Raw genomic sequence first — 18120 nt, forward strand, 5'->3', positions numbered from 1 at the left:
GCGGTCTTCGAAGCATCCTATCGCGAGGCTCGCTTTGCAATCGCCATATCTCAGAACCCGAGTTTCAGCGCAACCTCCCTCATCCTGAGGTGCGAGCGAAGCGAGCCTCGAAGGACCCATGGCTATTTCTTCGTCTTGGCCAGCAGCGCTTTCGCCTCCTTCACGCCGAGCGCCGCGGGACGTTCGCAGGTGGTCTGCATGGCCACGAACTTGCCGGTCTCACCCGATTTTAGGATGCCGGTCATGACATCGACGGCGTGCAGGGCGGCTTCCATGGAGCAGCGGTGCGGACGCCCCTCACGAATCGCGATCGCCATATCGGCAAGGCCGGCAGCACGATAATTGGCCAGCATGCCGATGGCATGTTTCTGGTTGGGGACGCTGAAGGGGTGGTCCCATTTCGGCAGCTTCTTCACGGCGTCACCGCGCCTGGTGTAGCGAACCGTCCCGCCGAAGAAGTTCGGATCGGGCACATAGATCGTGCCCTCCTCGCCGAAAAGCTCCATCGGCGCATGTCCGTGTTGCCAGACGTCCCAGCTCGCATTGAAGGAGACGGCGGCGCCGTTGTGGAATTCGAGCAGGGCATGGATCGTGGTCGGCGTGTCGACCGGGATCTTCTGGCCGAAGCGCGGCTTCGAAGTGATGGTACGCTCCCGGACCGGTATGGTGGCGAGTGCGGCGACCTGCTTCACCGGACCGATGAGCTGGATCAGATTGCCGATATAGTAGGGTCCCAGGTCGAGGATCGGTCCTCCGCCCCGCTTGAAGAAAAAGTCGGGATTGGGGTGCCAGTGCTCCATGCCGTGGCTCATCACATGGCAGGTGCCCGAGGTGATGCGCCCCAGCTTGCCGGAATCGACCAGACTGCGGGCGAGCTGATGCGCCCCGCCGAGGAAGGTGTCGGGCGCCGAGCCGATACGCAGGCCCTTCTTCACAGCGCGCTTGGCAAGATCGAGCCCTTCCTTGACGGAGAGCACGAAGGGCTTTTCCGAATAGACATGCTTGCCTGCGTCAAGGATCTGCCGCGATACCTCGTAGTGGACTGCGGGCACGGTCAGGTTGACGACGATATCGATGTCGTCGGCGCGCAAGAGGTCGTCGACGGTCTCGGCCCGCAGCTTGAACTCCTTCGCGCGGGCGCGCGCAACATCAATGTCGATGTCGGCGCAGGCGCGCATCTCGATACCGCGGAACAGCGGGGCAAGGCCGAAATAGGCAGCGGAGATATTGCCGCAGCCGATTACGCCGATGCCGAGTTTCTTTGCCATGGATGGTAGCTCCTAGAATGTCTTGGCCGAAGCGATCGAGCGGGCGGCGAAGCGCTCGAAGTCGCTCGGATTGTCGTGCTCCATGATGAAATGCCTCGCCGGCGTCTTCTCGCGCAAAGCGCGGACAAGCCCACGCCAGTCGACCGTGCCGTGGCCGACATCGGCCCAGCCGTCCTCATCGGCCGCCTCGCCCTTCGGCGCGATGTCCTTGACGTGGACGGCGACGATCCGGGAACCATAGTCGTCGATCCAGCGCAGCGGGTCGGCGCCGCCGCGGATCACCCAGGCGACGTCGATCTCCCAGCCGATCTCGGGCGCGGCATCGAGAATGTGCTTCTGGGGGATCGACCCGTCGGCGAGCGGCTTGAATTCGAAGTCGTGATTGTGCCAAGCGAAGCCGAAGCCTTCCTTGCGCACGGTATCGCCGATCCTGGCCAGGCGCTTGCCGAAGGCCTGCCAGCCCGCAGCGTCGGACGGGCGTTGGTCCGGCATCAGGAAGGGGCAGGCGATCAGCTTGATTCCGAGTGTTTCTGCAAGCTTGCGCGCGCCGGCGAAATCGTTCTCAAGCATCTCGATGGAAAAATGCCCCGTCGGCATGGAGAGCCCGTTCCGGTCGAGGGTGGCGCGTAAGGCCTCGGCGTCGCCATAGACGCCGCCGAAACCCTCCACCTGGCTGTAACCCAGCCGCGCAAGCGTCTCCAGGACACCGTCCCAGGGCTGGAAGTTGCGCGCGCTATAGAGCTGAAATGACCAGTCCATCGTCTTCCTCATGCGTGATCGTTGGGATGTCAGAGCCTGTCGCCGGTATCGCCGTCGAACAGCGAAACCCGGGCGGGATCGAAGCCGATGCGCACCTTGTCGCCGACGGCGAGATGCCGATCAGCCTCGACGCGGAACGACAGAGGCTGGCCGCCGAGCCCGGTCCAGACAAGCGTGTCCGAACCCATCGGCTCGACAACCTCCACTCCAGCCTCGAAGGCGAAGGCGTAGGCCCGGCCGTCGTCGGCAAAGCCGATATGTTCCGGCCTGACGCCGAGCGTAACGTCGCTGCCAGGCAGGGCATCCCTGCTGAAGCGGTAGCGGTCGAGCGGGACCGCGGCGTCGCCCGCCTTGAACAGCGGAACGGCGCCCGGCTCGATCCGGCCTTCGATGAAGTTCATGCCCGGCGAGCCGATGAAACCGGCGACGTAGCGGTTCACCGGGTTGTTGTAGATGGCCTGCGGCGCGTCGAGCTGCTGTATGGCGCCGCCTTTCATGACGGCGATGCGGTCGGCGAGCGTGAGCGCCTCGATCTGGTCGTGGGTGACATAGATCATGGTGTTGCCGAGCCGCTGGTGCAGGCGCTTGATCTCCACGCGCAGCTCCGAGCGCAGCTTGGCGTCGAGATTGGAGAGCGGCTCATCGAAGAGGAAGACGTCGACATCGCGCACCAGTGCCCGTCCGATCGCCACGCGCTGGCGCTGGCCGCCCGAGAGCGCCGCGGGCCTGCGCTGGAGCAGCGGCTCGATCTGCAGGATCCCGGATGCCTTCGCGACGCGCCGGGCGATCTCGTCCTTCGGCAGGCCGGCATTGCGCAGGCCGAAGGACAGGTTCCCTTCGACGGTCATCTGCGGATAGAGCGCATAGGACTGGAACACCATGCCGATGCCTCTGTCCTTGGGTTCCTCCCAGGTGACGTTCCTGCCCCTGATGAAGATCTGGCCCTTCGACACGTCGAGCAGACCGGCGATGCAGTTGAGCAAGGTGGACTTGCCGCAGCCGGACGGGCCGAGCAGCACCAGGAACTCGCCTTCGGTAACGTCGAGGGACAGCTTCTTCAAGACTTCGACGGCACCGAAGTTCAGCGAGACATCCTTGACCTGAACGCTCGTCATCGGCTCAGCCTTTCACCGCGCCCGCGGCAATGCCGCGCACGAAGAGTTTTCCGGAGATGAAATAGATGATCAGGGGAACGAGTCCGGTAATCAGGGTCGCTGCCATGTTCACGTTGTATTCCTTCACTCCCTGCACGGAGTTGACGATGTTGTTGAGCTGGACGGTCATCGGATAGGTGTCGGGGCGCGTGTAGACGACGCCGAACAAGAAATCGTTCCAGATGCCGGTAACCTGGATGATGAGAGCTACGACGAAGATCGGCAGGCTCATGGGAACCATGATGCCCAGATAGATGCGCCAGAAGCCTGCACCGTCGACGCGCGCCGCCTTGAACAATTCTTCCGGCAGCGAGGCGAAGTAGTTGCGAAAGAGAAGCGTATTGATCGGCATACCGAAGATCGAGTGAACGACCACGAGGCCCCAGAGGCTGCCGTAGAGCCCGATCTCCCGCAACACGATCACAATCGGATAGATCATCACCTGGTAGGGGATGAAGGCGCCGACGATCAGAACTGTGAAGAAGAAGTTCGCGCCCTTGAAACGCCAGTTGGCCAGCGCATAGCCGTTCACCGACGCGATGGCGATGGACAGGATTACCGACGGGACGGTGATGCGGACCGAATTCCAGAAGCCTCTGCTCAAGCCGTCGCAATTGAGACCGGTGCAAGCGGTGGCCCAGGCTTTGACCCAGGGCTCGAACGTTACCTCGAGCGGCAGCGCAAAAATGTTGCCGACGCGGATTTCCGGCATACCCTTGAGCGACGTCACGATCATGACGTAGAGCGGCAGCAGATAGTAAACGGCCGCGACGAAGAGCGTGCCGTATACGACAATGTTGCGGCGCGAAATGACGCGGCGAGGTTTCGGCCCCCAAGGCCCGGAATAGGCGGCGGCTTCCGGCAGCTTTGTACCGGCAACGTCGAGGACAGCAGTATCAGCCACGCTTCCTCCCTCCGAATTCGAGATAAACCCACGGGACGACCACGATGATCACCGACAGGAGCATCATGGTCGACGCGGCAAACCCTTGGCCGAGGTTCTGGGACGAGAACATGTGATCATAGACATATTTGGCCGGTACTTCGGATGAGATGCCCGGACCGCCGCTCGTTTGCGCGACGACGAGATCATAGACCCTGACTATACCGGACGCGATGATCACGAGGGTCGTGACAAAGACCGGCCGCATCATCGGTATGACGATGAAAAGATAGGTCTTCCACATCGGTATGCCGTCGACCCGGGCGGCCTTCCAGATGTCCTCGTCGATACCGCGCAGGCCGGCCAGCATCAGGCACATGACCAGGCCGGTGCCTTGCCACAGTCCGGCAATCAGGACGCCGTAGATGACGATGTCAGGATTGTAGAGAGGATCGAAGGTGAAGCTCTCCCAGCCGAGGCGGCGAACCACGCCCTGAATGCCGAACTCGGGGTTCAGCAGCCACTGCCAGATGAGGCCGGTGACGATGAAGGAAAGGGCGAAAGGATAGAGGAAAATGGTCCGGAAGGTATTCTCGAAGCGAATCTTCTGGTCGAGCAGAGCGGCCAGGATGAAGCCGACGACCAGCGAAAAGATCAACGTGCAAATGCCGTAGACGAACAGGTTCTGGATCGAGACGAGCCATCGCGGCGTCGACCAAAGCCGCTCATACTGGTCGAGGCCCACGAAAGTGAGCCGCGGCAGCAGCTTGGAATTGGTAAAGGAGTAGAAGACCGTCCAGATTGTCCCGCCGACGAAGATAACGACCGCCGTCAGTATCATTGGAATCGAGGCGATTTTTGAGTTCAGGTTCCGGAAAAGCTGGCTTGGTCGTCCAGTCGGATCTTCCGCCACTGGCTGCCTCCGCAGAAAGGTCACGAAATCTCGAACTCGCCAGCCCCGCGACGATGAAGCTGGCGAGTTCCGTCGTTCTTATGCTTGCTCAGTCCGCGGTGCCGACGATCTCAGCGAACCGCTTCTGTGCGGCTTCAGGCGTCATGCTGGGCGTATTGAAGAACTCCACGAACAGATCATTGATCTGGTTGAGTGAGTCCTGGCTCATGAGTTGCTCGCCGGACGGAATGGTGCCGCCTTTGGCCAGGATAGCCAGACCTTTCTTCATGCAGTCATTCGCGGCGCCCAGGTCAATGTCACCCCTGATCGGCAGGGACCCCTTCTTGAGGTTGAACGCGACCTGCGTCTTCGGATCGAGCAGGGCCGAAGCGAGCGCCTCCTGCGCCTTCGACTTCCCCTCATCCGCGAGCTTGGGGAAATAGAAGGCATCGCCGCCGGTCGAGATGACCTCGTGCATGCCCAAGCCCGGCAGGCAGGTATAATCCTTGCCAGCGACCTGGCCGGCGACCTGGAACTCGCCCTGCGCCCAATCACCCATGATCTGCCCGCCCGCCTGTCCGGTGATCACCAGATTGGTTGCCTGATTCCAGTCCTGCACATTCGACTTGGCGGCCATCTTGCGCGCATTGTCGGCAGCAGCGAAAACCTTGGCCACTTCCGGGCCCGCGGCCACTTCGGCATCCTTGTCGCCATAGACCTTCTGGTAAACGTCCGGTCCGCCGATCGCGACCATAAGAACGCGCAGCGCGCCTCCCGACTGCCAGGGCTGACCGCCGATGGCAAGCGGGATCTTGCCGGCCTTTTCGAGCGCCGGCGCAGCCGCGACGAACTCATCCCAGTTCTTGGGTACCGGCACTCCGGCATCCTCGAAGGCCTTGTTCGAAAGCCACAGCCACTCCCAGGAATGGATATTCACGGGGGCGCAATAGATCTTGCCGTCAACGGTGCAGCTATCGAGCAGGCTCTTGGGTTGGACGAGGTTGGCCCAGCCTTCCTTGTTGGCGAGATCGGTGAGGTCTCGCAGCAGTCCCGCTTGGATCAGTTCTTCGGTCTGACGGCCGTGGTTGAACTGGGTCGCGCCCATCGGGTCACCGCCGGTGATGCGGCTGATCATGATTGGACGGGCAGTATTGCCGCCGCCGGCGACGGCGCCATCGACCCATTTGTTGCCTGTCGCGTCGAAAGCCTTGGCGAGTTCGGCGACGGCGGCGGCTTCGCCGCCCGACGTCCACCAATGCGTGACCTCGAGATCCGTGGCGCCGGCCGGAACGGCGAAAGGCATGGCGACCGCCGCGGCAAGAGCCGTCATTCTATAACGCATAGACGTTCCTCCCTATCTGAAACGTTACAGATTTTGTGTAGGCGAAATGTCCAGCCCACGCAACCCTTGTCAGGGTCCTCGTCAGGTTTTTTTTCGAGACTCGAAGAAAAGGCACCGAGAAACGCTGCGTTGCAACATGGATGCGGGCAGCGCAGCATGAAATTCGCGGTCGAAATCCAGGGGATCTCCTATGTCAGCTCCAGCATCCTGTGACGCCTGACGGTGTCTCGCCGTGACGCGATCACAATCTGAAACGTTACAGGCTATTGCATCGGATTGTTCTCCCGATGCATTGTCCGATCTATTGCGGATTCGCAGGACCATCGCTAAGCGACACTCATGAACCGACGGCTCCGGCAGGACGATATAGGAGCGGAGGCGCCAGCTGAAGGCGGGCGACCGACGCTGAAGACGCTCGCCTTCATGACGGGACTTGGCGTCACTACCGTCTCGCGTGCGCTGAAGGATGCACCTGAGATCGGCGCCGAGACCCGTCGGCGGGTGCAACTCGTGGCCAAGCAGATCGGCTACCGGCCAAACCGGGCCGGCGTGCGCCTGCGCACCGGCAAGACCAACGTCATCAGCCTGGTGCTCAACACGGAAGAGCAGATCGGCGGCTTCGTGTCCGACATCATCTATGGCATCTCCGAGTTCCTCGCAGGCACGCCATACCACCTGATCGTCACCCCCTATTCGCGCAGCAACGATCCGCTCGAACCAGTCCGCTACATCGTCGAGACCGGCTCGGCCGACGGCATCATCATCTCGCGAACCCAGCCGGACGACCCCAGGGTGCGCTACATGGTCGAGCGCGGCATGCCTTTCGCAACGCATGGCCGCACCGCGATGGGCATCGACCACCCGTTCCATGATTTCGACAATGCCGCCTTCGCGGCTGCCGCGGTGCGCAAGCTTCACAAGCTCGGCCGCAAGCGCATCGCGCTGCTCGCGCCGCCCTCCTCGCTGAGCTACCATCACCATATGCGCGAAGGCTTTCTCGACGCGCTCATGGAGTGCGGCCTGTCCGAGATCCCGCTGACTGGCGTGACCGTCGACCATTCCATCGACGAGATCCGCGAGCGCACCGTGGCGCTGATGCGCCGCGCCGTGCCGCCGGACGGCATCGTCAGCGGCGGCGGCGGTGCCACCTTCGCCCTGGTCGCCGGGCTGGAGGATGCCGGGCTGGCGCTCGGACGCGAGGTGGACATCGTGTCGAAGCAGACCTCGCGGCTGCTGCAGCTGTTCCGCCCGGCGCTCCATGTCGTCAACGAGGACGTCCGGCTGGCCGGTTTCGAACTGGCGCGCGCGGTCACCTCAAGCATCGGGGGCGCGGGCGTGAAATCGCTGCAGAGCCTTAGCAAGCCCGACGCCGCCGAGCCCCGCTTGTGAACAAGGCTTTTCCCACGATCCAGGACGTGGCGCGCGCGGCCAAAGTGTCGACGGCTACGGTGAGCCGTGCGCTGTCGGCGCCCGAGCGGGTGTCGGAGGACACCCGTCGCCAGGTGATCGAGGCGATCGAGCGGACCGGCTATGCCGTCAACCAGACGGCGCGCAATCTGAGGCGCAAGCAGACCGGCGCGGTGGTCGTCCTGGTGCCCAACCTCGGCAATCCGTTCTTCTCGAAGATCCTTGCCGGCATCGAGGCGACGGCGTCGAAGGCGGGGCTCAACGTGCTGATCGCGGATACGCGCCAGCCGCATGCGGGCGCGGACCGGCTCGGCGAATATCTGCACAACAACCGCGCCGACGGCATGATCGTCCTCGACGGATCGCTGTCGGCGGATTTCTTCTCGCGCCCCGGCCGCGCCACGCCGCCGGTCGTCTTCTGCTGCGAGTGGAACGACAATGCGGGGCTGCCCTCGGTGCGATGCGACAATTCCGGGGGAGCAGCACTCGCCGTCCGCCATCTCCACCAGCTCGGCCATCGCCGGATCGGTCACATATTGGGACCCCGGGACAATGTGCTGACCCATGAGCGACGGCGTGGCACGGAAGCCGCCCTGGCCAAGCTCGGACTCGCGCTGCGGCCGGACTGGGTCTTCGACGGCGACTTCTCGCTGGCCGCGGGAGCACAGGCCGGCCGGGCCTGGCTGGCGCTCGCCGAGCGCCCCACCGCGGTCACCTCTTCCAACGACGAGATGGCCTGCGGCTTCATCGCCGAGCTTCACCGCCATGGCGTCTCGGTGCCGGCGGATGTCTCGGTCGTCGGTTTCGACGACATCGACATCGCCGAGCAGTTCATCCCGGCGCTGACGACGGTCCATCAGCCGCGCAACGACATCGGCGAAACCGCCGCAGCCGCGCTGATCTCACGCATCGGCGAGGGCAAGGCCGGGCTGGAGACGCCGGCCCGCACCAGGGTGCTCGACGTCGAACTGGTGGTGCGGGCGAGCACGCGCGCGATCGACCAGCAATAGGCCCAATCTTCGACCGATGGTGCGGCGCTGCCTCGGGGCAGAGGCGCGGCGACGGGTCAAAATCAAATCAAGATCAATCGGACTAGCTAATGGCGTATTTCGGGGTCCGTCGCCGTTTTGCACGGCCAGGACGAGATTATACGGATGTGTTGATCCGGCAGGTGACGGCAGGCTTCACGCAAAGCCACCGTTGGCGAGATGATCCAGATATTCATGTACCGCGTTGGCCTTGCCGTGCTCGACCAACAGTTCGGCAGTTCGACCACCGAAGGGAGCCAATGGCTCGGCCTGATACCAAGCAATGGCTTGTTCCTCGCTGCCGACCCATGCGGCTACTCGCTCGACGATCTGCGCCAGATGCCTCTGCCCGTCAGATTTCCCGAGATGGTGTTCAGTCGTGTCTTGCGGAGAGATTTCCATATATGCCCTAGCGCTCCCGAATGCGTCTTCATATCACGCAGCAAGTACGCAGAGAGGCGCATCAACCTCCGCTTCCCCACGGCCCGTGAAAGGCCCCTTCGGCGTCGACACGCTCGAAGCCATGCGCGCCGAAGAAGTCGCGCTGGGCCTGGATCAGGTTCGACGTGCCGCGTCCCTGGCGGTAGCTGTCGAAATAGGCGAGCGCCGAAGACAGCGCCGGAACCGGCAGGCCGGCCTCGACGGCTTGTGCCACGATGCGGCGCAGCGACGGGTGCGCCTCTTTCATCATCTCCACGAAGGCCGGCGCCATCAGAAGATTGGCGGCCGAGTCGCTGGTTCCGAAGGCTTCCGCGATGCGGCCGAGGAACTGGGAACGGATGATGCAGCCGGCCCGCCAGATCTTCGCGATGGTCGGCAGCGGCAGGTTCCAGCCGAACTCCTTCGAGGCCGCGTCCATCACGGCGAAGCCCTGCGCATAGGCCGCTATCTTGCCGGCAAAAAGCGCAAGCTCGAGATCGGCGAGCAGCGCCTTGCGACCGCCGGCGAGCCGCGTCGCGGGCACGCCGAAGACAGCCTCCGCAGCCGTTCGCTCGCCTTTCATGGCCGAAAGCACGCGTGCCGCAACAGCCGCTTCGATGGCCGTCGCCGGCACACCGAGCGTCTGCGCCTCGATGACGGACCATTTGCCGGTACCCTTCTGCCCGGCGCGGTCGAGGATGATGTCGACGACGGGCGACCCCGTCCCGGGGTCGTCGGCGGCCAGAACGGTCGCGGTGATCTCGATCAGGTAGGAGTTCAGCCGGCCGCGGTTCCAGCCGGCGAAGACAGGCGCGATCTCCTTGGCCGACAGGCCGAGCCCGTCGCGCAGCATACCGTAGATCTCGGCGATCATCTGCATGTCGGCATATTCGATGCCATTGTGGATGGTCTTCACGAAGTGGCCGGCGCCGTCGGTGCCCAGCCATGCCGCGCAGGGCTCGCCTTCATATTTCGCCGAGATGGCGGTGAGCACGTCCTCGACGCGACGCCAGGATTCCTCCGTGCCGCCGACCATGATCGAAGGTCCGTGACGGGCGCCTTCCTCGCCGCCCGAGACCCCCATGCCGATGAAGGTAAGGCCGGAATCCTTCAACTCGGCGAAGCGTCGCATCGTGTCGCGGAAATTGGCATTGCCTGCGTCGACGACGATGTCGCGCGCGGAAAGAACACTCCTCAGCAGCGCGATCTGCCCGTCGACCGCCTGGCCCGCCTGCACCATGACGATGACGGGCCGCGGCGGCCGGATCGCCTCGGCAAGCGCCTCGATCGTATGGCACGGCACGATCCTCTCCCTGAGGCTGCCTGCCTGCCCATAGAAGGCATCGGTACGCGACGTCGTGCGGTTGAATACGGCGACCCGGTGACCCTTTTCCGCGATATTGAGCGCGAGATTGGAACCCATGACGCCAAGGCCGATCAAACCGATATCGGCTTTGTTTTCCATTGTCTTTTCCTTCGGATCGCGTGGCAGGTCTGACGTGGGCGGCGATGATCGACCGCCGGCCGCCATTCGTCAACCTGACGTCAGGACAGGAATTCGAGCCGCGCAGGGGTGAAGCAGTCGATCAGCCGCCCATAGGCCAAGGCCTTGCATCCGTGCACCACGCCGGAAGGCACGATGAAGCTCTGGCCAGCATCGAGGGTCGTCGTCTCGGCGCCGATCGTCACCTCGAAGGCGCCTTCGGCCACATAACTCGCCTGAACATGCGGGTGGGAATGGAGCGAACCGACAGCGCCCTCTTCGAAGGCGACCTCGACCAACATCATCCGATCGTCATGGGCGAGCAGGCGCCTGCGTATGCCGGGCTCGGCCGGCGTCCAGTCGTGTTCGGAAGGTTTCACGAAAATGGGGCTCGCCATCATCTGCTCCTCTCTGCCATCCGGGTGGACGCTGCGCATCCGCCCCGGCCTCAATCGCCGGCGCGGCCCATCCGGGCCGCTTGGCTTCGCGCTACCGCATCGGCCCGAAAATCGAACTCGATTTTCGGAAAGCACGATGCATAACTAATAGTGGCAGACTGTCCTTTGCGCGTCCAAGTGGACGCGCGGCGCTCTGCAGGCGTGGGCCACGCCGTCGCGCGCTTCAATGGTCGATCAATCGACCGTTGGCATCATCCGCGCCCGAAGCCGGTCATCGCAGGTCCTCCATCGGCACCATGTCGACATCGGCATAGTCGACATTGTCGCCAGCCATCGCCCAGATGAAACTGTAGCTGGACGTGCCAGCCCCGCTGTGGACCGACCAGCCCGGAGACAGAACCGCCTGTTCGTTGGCCACCACGAGATGGCGGGTCTCCTCCGGCTCGCCCATGAAGTGGAACACGCGGCCCTGCTCGGGCAGGCCGAAATAAAGATACGCCTCCGAGCGACGATCGTGGACATGGCATGGCATGGTGTTCCAGACGGAACCTTCGGCCAGCACGGTCATGCCGACGACGAGCTGGCAGGATTCCATCACCTCGGGGTGGACGAACTGGTGGATCGAACGCTCGTTGGCGGTGGCGCGCTCGCCGAGGTCGAGCCGCCGGGCGTCGCCGATGCGGATGAGCCGCGGCGGAATCTCCTTGTGGGCCGGGGCGCTGAGCAGATAGAACTTTGCCGGCTTCCGCCCGTCGACGCTCGCGAAGCGCACCGGCCCGGAACCCTTGCCCAGATAGAGCATGTCGCGATGGCTCAGCGGGTAGGATCGCCCGCCTGCCGTCACGCTGCCCTCGCCGCCGACATTGACGACCGTCATTTCCCGGCGGTCGAGCAGATCCGGCGTGCCGGCTTGCCTGACCTGCCGAAGATCGAGGGCGCCTGCAGCGGGCATCGCGCCGCCGACGATCAGCCGGTCGAGATGAGAATAGGTAAGCCTGATCTCGCCAGGCACAAAAAGCGTCTCGACCAGGAATGCCGCGCGCAGTCCGGTCGTGTCGAACGCCTTGGCTGTCTTCGGATCGATCGCGTGGCGCGTCTCCACAAGCATCATCCGTTGCTCTCCATCGTATCCTGTCGCGCGCTCAAAGCTTGCCCGGGAACAGCCGCTCGAGATCGCCGCCGCTCTGCAGCAGTCCGTGATAGCGTTTCTGGCTGGCCGAGAGATGGCGGCGCATGGCGTCACGCGCGGCACCCGGGTCGCTCTCCGATATCGCGTCCATGATGGCCCGATGCTCGGACTGGAGCCTGGCCTGGTATTCCTCGGACTGGAGCAGCCCGGAGGAGAACGACGTGACCAGATCGCGCGGGATCGTGCGCCGGCCGAGCACGTCGAGTATCTCGACGTAGAAGGGATTGTTGGTGGCCTGGGCGATCGCACGATGGAAGGCAAAGTCGGCGGCGCCTGTCGGCTCGCGCCGCCGCAAGAGGTTCTCGAAATCGCCGAAGGCTTCATTGATCTCCGCCATCTGCGAAGGCGACCGGCGTTGCGCGGCGAGCGCGGCCGACTCGATCTCGATCGCCATGCGCACTTCGAGCACGTTGAGCACAAGCGAGACCTTGCCGCTCAGATCCGCGACCAGGCTCTCCAAGGCCAGTGGGGCGTTGTCGTTGACGAATACGCCGGCGCCCTGACGAGGAACGACGAGCCCGTCGGCCGCGAGGCGCGTCACCGCCTCGCGCACCACGGTCCTGCTGACGCCGAACTCGCCGCTCAGTTGATGTTCGGTCGGCAGCTTGCTGCCGGGCGACAGCTGGCCCGAGGCGATCTGACGCCTGAGCGTTTCGACCAGCCGGTCTGCGAGCTTGGGGCGTCTCTGAACATCGCTATCGAGCGCCAGTTCTTCCGGTTTCATGTCTGTTCGCCTTTCCCCGGGAGTCCTCACTTGAACATCGACGGCAGCCAAAGCGATATCGCCGGGACATAGGTCACCAACAGGAGCACCAGCACGCCGGCGCCGTAGAACGGCCATATCGAGCGCATCGCCTCCCAGACCGAGATCTTGCCGACCGCGCAGGCGACGAACTGGACGGAGCCGACCGGCGGCGTATTCAACCCAATGCCGAGATTGAGGATCATGATGACCCCGAAATGAACAGGGTCGATGCCGTAGGCCTGCACGACCGGCAGGAAGATCGGCGTGGTGATGATGATCATCGGCCCCATATCCATGAAGGTGCCCAGGAACAGCATCAAGAGGTTGAGCAGAAGCAGAATCGTCAGCGGATCCTCGGAGACGGCGTTGAGTGCCGCGATCAAGGCGGCCGGAACCTTCAGGAAGGCCAGAAGCCAGGAGAACGCCGCCGCCGTGCCGATGATCAAGAGCACCATCGAGGTTGTCTTCACCGCACCCAGCGTCGAATCGACGAAATGGCGCCAGCTCATCTGGCGATAGACGAAGATGGTAACCAGCAGCGCATAGATGACGGCCATGCAGGAGCTTTCCGTGGCCGTGAAGACGCCGGAACGCACCCCGCCGAAGATGATCGCGATGAGGAGCAGGCCGGGCACGGCGACCGCGCCCAGGCGCAGGGCTGCCGACAGGCCGGGAAACGGCTCGGTCGGATAGCCGCGGGCGCGGGCGACGAAATAGGCGGTGACCATCAGCGACGCCGCGAACAGCAGTCCCGGGACAATGCCGGCCGTGAACAGGTCCGCGATCGAGATCTTGCCGCCCGCCGAGATCGAATAGATGATCATATTGTGCGACGGCGGCAGGAGCAGCGCGATCAGCGCGGCCATCGACGTGACGTTGACGGCGTAGCCGGCGCCGTAGCCGCGCGCCTTCATCTGCGGGATCATCAGCCCGCCGACGGCCGCTGCCTCGGCCACGGCCGAGCCGGAGATGCCGCCGAACATCGTCGATGCCGCTATGTTGACCTGGCCGAGCCCGCCACGCAGATGCCCGACCAGCGCGCCGGCAAAGGCCACGATGCGCTGGGCGATGCCGCCGCGCACCATCAGGTCGCCGGCATAGATGAAGAAGGGCACGGCGATGAGCGAGAAGGCGTTCATGCCCGAATTCATGCGCTGGAAGACCACAAGCGGCGGCAACCCCATGTAAAGCACCGTAGCGAAGCTGGCGACGCCGAGACAAAACGCGATCGGCGTGCCGATCAGCATGAGCAGGGTGAAGACGCCGAAGAGGATCCAGAGCTCCATCACGCGGCTCCTTCGGCTGCGGCATCTATTTCAGCATCGACCGGAGCGCCCGAGAAACGGAGCGCCATACGCTCCAGGGAAAACAACGAGACGAGCGCTCCGCCCACGACGATCGGCACATAGTCGAAGCCGCCGGGCAGCCCGAGCGCCGGCATGGTCGAATCCCAGGTGAGGGCGACGAGCTTGGCGCCATAGACCACCATGCCGATGCCGAAAGCCAGCACCATGACGTCGGAGATCGTCCGCAACACCCCTCGCGCCCGGGGCATAGCATAGAGCAGCACGTCGAAGCCGAGATGGAAGTTGTCGCGCACACCGACGGCGGAGCCCAGGAAGATGAACCAGCTCATCAGCATGACGGAGGCAGGCTCGGTCCAGCTCGGGCTTGCGTTGAGGACGTAGCGGCCCCAGACCTGCCACGCGACGAAGCCGGTCATGAGAACGAGGCCGAAGCCCGCCAGCCATAAGGCCAGCGTCGACAGGAACGTCAGGAAACGTGCGATCTGCGGCAAGGTTGCGCGCATCGATAACCCCGGATTCGATCGTTGCAGACTATGGTTTGCGTCGCGTGCCCGGTGCGGCGCGCGACGCTCCACGCCGTCAATCGGTCGCCTGGATCCGCGACACGAGGTCCTTCAGCTTGTCGCTCTTCACGAACTGCTCGTAGACCGGCTTCATCGCGTCGATGAAGGGCTGCTTGTCGATCTCGACGACGACCTCGGATCCGGCCGCGCGCACCGTCTTTTCCGATTCCGCCTCGCGCGCGGTCCAGAGTTCGCGCATCTTGCCCACGCTCTCCTTGGCGGCGGCGCGGATAATCGCCTGATCCTCGGGCGAGAGCTTGTCCCAGGAGGTCTTCGACATGACCAGCACTTCGGGCACGATCAGGTGCTGGTCGAGCGTATAGTTTTTCGCCACCTCGTAATGCTTCGAGGATTCGTAGCTCGGCCAGTTGTTCTCGGCGCCGTCGATGACGCCGGTCTGGATGGCCGAGTAGACCTCGCCGTAGGGCATGGGCACCGCATTGGCGCCAAGCGCATTGACCATGGCGACGAAGACGTCGGACTGGATGACCCTGAGCTTCATGCCCTTCAGGTCGTCGATCGACTTGATGGGTTTCTTCGAATTGTAAAAGGAACGCGAGCCGGAATCGTAGAATGCCAGGCCGACCAGGTCGTGAGCCTCGAAGGCCTTGAGGATGTCGTCGCCGATCGGCCCGTCCATGACCTTGTGCATGTGGTCGATCGACTTGAAGATGTAGGGCAGCGAGACTGCCTGGGTTTCCTCGACGATGTTGTTGAACGGTCCGAGCGAAACGCGGTTCATATCGATGACACCGGCGCGGGTCTGCTCGATCGTGTCCTTCTCCTCGCCGAGCTGGGCCGAATGATAGACCTCGACGCCGATGCGGCCGCCGGTCCGCTCCTTGACGAGTTCACCGAGATATTTGACCGCCTCCACGGTCGGATAGCCGTCCGGGTGCGTATCGGACGATCTCAACGTGACTTCCTGTGCGATCGCCGCACCGCCGGCAAGCGCCATCGAAAACGCCGCGGCAGCCAATTTCCGGATCAGGTTCATGGTTTCCTCCCTCTGTTCCCTGATTTCGGTCTCCTCGGTCAAAGACGGTAAGCGCGCTTGGCGAGACCATAAGCGAGCTCACCGGCAAGCTCGGCCGCCTCCTCCTCCCGGAGGCGGCCGGTGAGCACAAGTTCGGCGAGATAGGCGCAGTCGACCCGGCGCGCGACGTCGTGGCGGGCGGGGATCGACGGAAAGGCGCGGGTGTCGTCGTTGAAGCCGACGGTGTTGTAGAAGCCGGCCGTCTCGGTCGTCAGCTCGCGGAAACGGCGCATGCCTTCCGGACTGTCGAAGAACCACCAGGCCGGCCCGAGCCGCAGGCAGGGATAGACGCCGGCGAGCGGCGCGAGTTCGCGTGCGTAGGAGGTCTCGTCCAGGGTGAACAGGATGATCGTGAACCCCGGCTCGAGACCGACCGCGTCGAGCATGGGCTTCAGCGCGGCGACATAGTCGGTGCGGCCGGGGATGTCGAAGCCTTTGTCGCGGCCGAAGCGGGCGAGCATGTCGGGCGAATGGTTGCGGCGGGAACCGGGATGGATCTGCATGACAAGCCCGTCATCCAGGCTCATCTTCGCCATCTCGGTCAGCATCTGCGCGCGGAACAGGTTGCGCTCAGCCGGCCCGGCGCCGCCGGCCCGGACCCGCACATAGAGGGCTTCGGCATCGACCGCAGAGAGGTCCGCCGTATCGGCGGTCGGATGGCCGTGGTCGCTCGCCGTCGCGCCGTGCTGCCTGAAGAAGGCGCGGCGCGTGCGATGGGCGTCGAGATAGCCTTTCCACGTGCCGGTGTCGCAGCCGGTGATCTCGCCGAAGGCATCGAGATTGGCGGCAAAGCCGTCAAAATCGGGATCGACGACGGAATCGGGACGGTAGGTGGTGATCACCCGCCCACCCCAGGCGGACTGGCCGATCGCCCGATGCCAGCGCAGATCATCGAGCGCCCCTTCGGTCGTGGCGATGACTTCGATGTCGAACCGCTCGAACAGCGCGCGCGGGCGGAAATCGTCCTGCGCGAGACATTCGTCGATCCGGTCGTAGAAGAGGTCCGCCGTCCTGGCGGAAAGCGGCGCGTCGAGGCCGAACAGCGTCTCGAAAGTGTGTTCCAGCCAGAGCTTCGTCGGCGTACCGCGGAACAGGTGGAAATGCTCGGCGAAAAGACGCCAGATCTTGCGCCCGTCGGTCTCGACCGGGCCACCATCGCTCCGCGGGATGCCGAGGCGCTCCAGCGGCAGGCCCTGGCTGAAGAGCATGCGGAAAATATAGTGGTCGGGGACGATCAGCAGCCGGGCAGGATCGGGAAAACGCTCGTTCTCGGCATACCAGCGCGGGTCGGTATGGCCATGCGGACTGACGATCGGCAGATCGCGGATCTCCGCGAACAAAGCGCGGGCGAGCGAACGGACCGACGGATCGGTCGGGAACAGGCGATCGTCATCCAACGGCATGCGATCTCCCCCCACATCGCCTCCCTCCCCGGAGGCATTTCAGTTTTCTAGAGCTGAATAGATACTATGTCAAACCTCAGCGTTCATGATTTGTATGACGACTTTCAGTCTGCCCGGGCATCGCGCTCGACGCCGCGCCCGTGATTGAAGGTCTGCAGTGGATCGACCCCTAGCGGACCTTCGATCGATCGGTTTCCCTCACTTCCTGATGCTGGACGTGATCGACTGGATTACCTCGGTCGCCATCTTGAATTCCTTTGCGCGGTTTTCAATTCCGTGGCGCCTGGCGATGTAGTCGAAGTCGGTGTAGGCCGCGTAGACCGAGCCGTCGGGCTCCTGGTAGACGACGACACGCACCGGCCAGTCGAGTCCGGCCTTGGGGTTCGCGGTTATGAAGGTCGTGCCGAGTGCCGGGTTGCCGAACATGACGAGCCGTGACGGCTGGACGATGTTGCCGGCGGCGTTTCCGAGCTTCGCCTGGTCGATCACGCCGAAGAACATGATGCCCTTCTTGACGACATCCTTCTCGATCCGTGACACCGTCTCGGCAACCGAATAGCTGCTTCTGACGGTGACGACTCCGTCGGAAACGGTGTCGGCATTCGCCGGGAACACCAGCGCCACCCCGGCCGTCGCGGCCAGTATCGATTTGACTAAGGTGATCATTTCTCTTTCTCCATGGGTGAGGCCCGTCGAGTGACAAGGCTGGGAGAAGCATGCCGGCGGTCGCGGCGGATTGATAATGCCGTTTGCTGCCTGAGTTGATGAGCGGCGCTTATGGCCCATCTCGCCGCGCCTGAATGCTGACGCATCCTGGCCTGGTGGATGCTCAGCATCCACCTT

At 63.7% G+C, this 18120-nt stretch carries 18 protein-coding genes; 2 read left to right on the forward strand and 16 right to left on the reverse strand.

Going from position 1 to position 18120, the window contains the following annotated elements; translation table 11 throughout:
* Positions 1-122 precede the first annotated feature (122 nt).
* From JN302_RS03160 to JN302_RS03185, 6 genes are all read right to left on the reverse strand, one after another.
* Entirely contained in the window at positions 123-1268 is a 1146-nt protein-coding gene (locus JN302_RS03160) for a Gfo/Idh/MocA family protein (RefSeq protein WP_202331691.1), read from the reverse strand.
* Positions 1269-1280: 12 nt separating this feature from the next.
* Entirely contained in the window at positions 1281-2027 is a 747-nt protein-coding gene (locus tag JN302_RS03165; protein ID WP_202331694.1) for a sugar phosphate isomerase/epimerase family protein, read from the reverse strand.
* A gap of 29 nt (positions 2028-2056) precedes the next feature.
* Positions 2057-3142 carry an ABC transporter ATP-binding protein gene (locus JN302_RS03170; protein WP_202331696.1) on the reverse strand — a complete coding sequence of 362 codons (1086 nt, stop codon included), beginning with the start codon at positions 3140-3142 and terminating at the stop codon, positions 2057-2059.
* A gap of 4 nt (positions 3143-3146) precedes the next feature.
* Entirely contained in the window at positions 3147-4085 is a 939-nt protein-coding gene (locus JN302_RS03175; RefSeq protein WP_202331698.1) for a carbohydrate ABC transporter permease, read from the reverse strand.
* A complete protein-coding gene (locus JN302_RS03180) occupies positions 4078-4977 on the reverse strand; it encodes a carbohydrate ABC transporter permease (protein ID WP_244846176.1) in 900 nt (299 codons plus the stop codon). The genes JN302_RS03175 and JN302_RS03180 overlap by 8 nt, the downstream gene beginning before the upstream one ends.
* A gap of 88 nt (positions 4978-5065) precedes the next feature.
* Entirely contained in the window at positions 5066-6298 is a 1233-nt protein-coding gene (locus JN302_RS03185) for an ABC transporter substrate-binding protein (protein WP_202310053.1), read from the reverse strand.
* Positions 6299-6637: 339 nt separating this feature from the next.
* On the opposite strand from JN302_RS03185, the gene JN302_RS03190 reads away from it, so the two are divergent.
* Together JN302_RS03190 and JN302_RS03195 are read left to right on the forward strand one after the other, a co-directional pair.
* Positions 6638-7687, forward strand: a complete 1050-nt coding sequence (locus JN302_RS03190; protein ID WP_202310054.1) for a LacI family transcriptional regulator — start codon at positions 6638-6640, stop codon at positions 7685-7687.
* Positions 7684-8715 carry a LacI family DNA-binding transcriptional regulator gene (locus tag JN302_RS03195; protein WP_202310055.1) on the forward strand — a complete coding sequence of 344 codons (1032 nt, stop codon included), beginning with the start codon at positions 7684-7686 and terminating at the stop codon, positions 8713-8715. Before JN302_RS03190 ends, JN302_RS03195 begins: the two co-directional genes overlap by 4 nt.
* 174 nt (positions 8716-8889) lie before the next feature.
* Here the strand turns inward: JN302_RS03195 and JN302_RS03200 are convergent, their stop codons facing one another.
* The 10 genes from JN302_RS03200 to JN302_RS03245 form a co-directional block, all read right to left on the reverse strand.
* Positions 8890-9135 (reverse strand): antitoxin Xre/MbcA/ParS toxin-binding domain-containing protein, encoded by a 246-nt coding sequence (locus JN302_RS03200; protein ID WP_202331702.1) that lies wholly within the window; start codon positions 9133-9135, stop codon positions 8890-8892.
* 61 nt (positions 9136-9196) lie between these two features.
* Positions 9197-10618: an NADP-dependent phosphogluconate dehydrogenase gene (gene gndA, locus JN302_RS03205; RefSeq protein ID WP_202331704.1), complete on the reverse strand. Its 1422-nt coding sequence runs from the start codon at positions 10616-10618 to the stop codon at positions 9197-9199.
* Positions 10619-10698: 80 nt separating this feature from the next.
* Complete coding sequence (locus JN302_RS03210) at positions 10699-11037, reverse strand: cupin domain-containing protein (protein ID WP_202331706.1); 339 nt, start codon at positions 11035-11037, stop codon at positions 10699-10701.
* Positions 11038-11305: 268 nt separating this feature from the next.
* Entirely contained in the window at positions 11306-12142 is an 837-nt protein-coding gene (gene kduI / locus JN302_RS03215; protein ID WP_202334168.1) for a 5-dehydro-4-deoxy-D-glucuronate isomerase, read from the reverse strand.
* A gap of 34 nt (positions 12143-12176) precedes the next feature.
* Positions 12177-12947: a FadR/GntR family transcriptional regulator gene (locus JN302_RS03220; RefSeq protein WP_202331708.1), complete on the reverse strand. Its 771-nt coding sequence runs from the start codon at positions 12945-12947 to the stop codon at positions 12177-12179.
* Positions 12948-12973: 26 nt separating this feature from the next.
* Complete coding sequence (locus JN302_RS03225; protein WP_202331710.1) at positions 12974-14254, reverse strand: TRAP transporter large permease; 1281 nt, start codon at positions 14252-14254, stop codon at positions 12974-12976.
* Positions 14254-14778, reverse strand: coding sequence for a TRAP transporter small permease (locus JN302_RS03230; protein ID WP_202310061.1), 525 nt, complete (start codon positions 14776-14778; stop codon positions 14254-14256). The genes JN302_RS03225 and JN302_RS03230 overlap by 1 nt, the downstream gene beginning before the upstream one ends.
* Positions 14779-14854: 76 nt before the next feature.
* Positions 14855-15835: a TRAP transporter substrate-binding protein gene (locus JN302_RS03235; protein WP_202310062.1), complete on the reverse strand. Its 981-nt coding sequence runs from the start codon at positions 15833-15835 to the stop codon at positions 14855-14857.
* Between the two features lie 38 nt (positions 15836-15873).
* The gene (gene uxaC / locus JN302_RS03240) at positions 15874-17277 is read right to left on the reverse strand and encodes a glucuronate isomerase (RefSeq protein WP_202331712.1); all 1404 of its coding nucleotides are present in this window, start codon (positions 17275-17277) and stop codon (positions 15874-15876) included.
* A gap of 198 nt (positions 17278-17475) precedes the next feature.
* Positions 17476-17943 (reverse strand): DUF302 domain-containing protein, encoded by a 468-nt coding sequence (locus tag JN302_RS03245; RefSeq protein WP_202310064.1) that lies wholly within the window; start codon positions 17941-17943, stop codon positions 17476-17478.
* Positions 17944-18120 lie beyond the last annotated feature (177 nt).

The sequence above is a fragment of the Mesorhizobium sp. L-8-3 genome, from assembly GCF_016756615.1.
In the GTDB taxonomy this organism is placed as follows: domain Bacteria; phylum Pseudomonadota; class Alphaproteobacteria; order Rhizobiales; family Rhizobiaceae.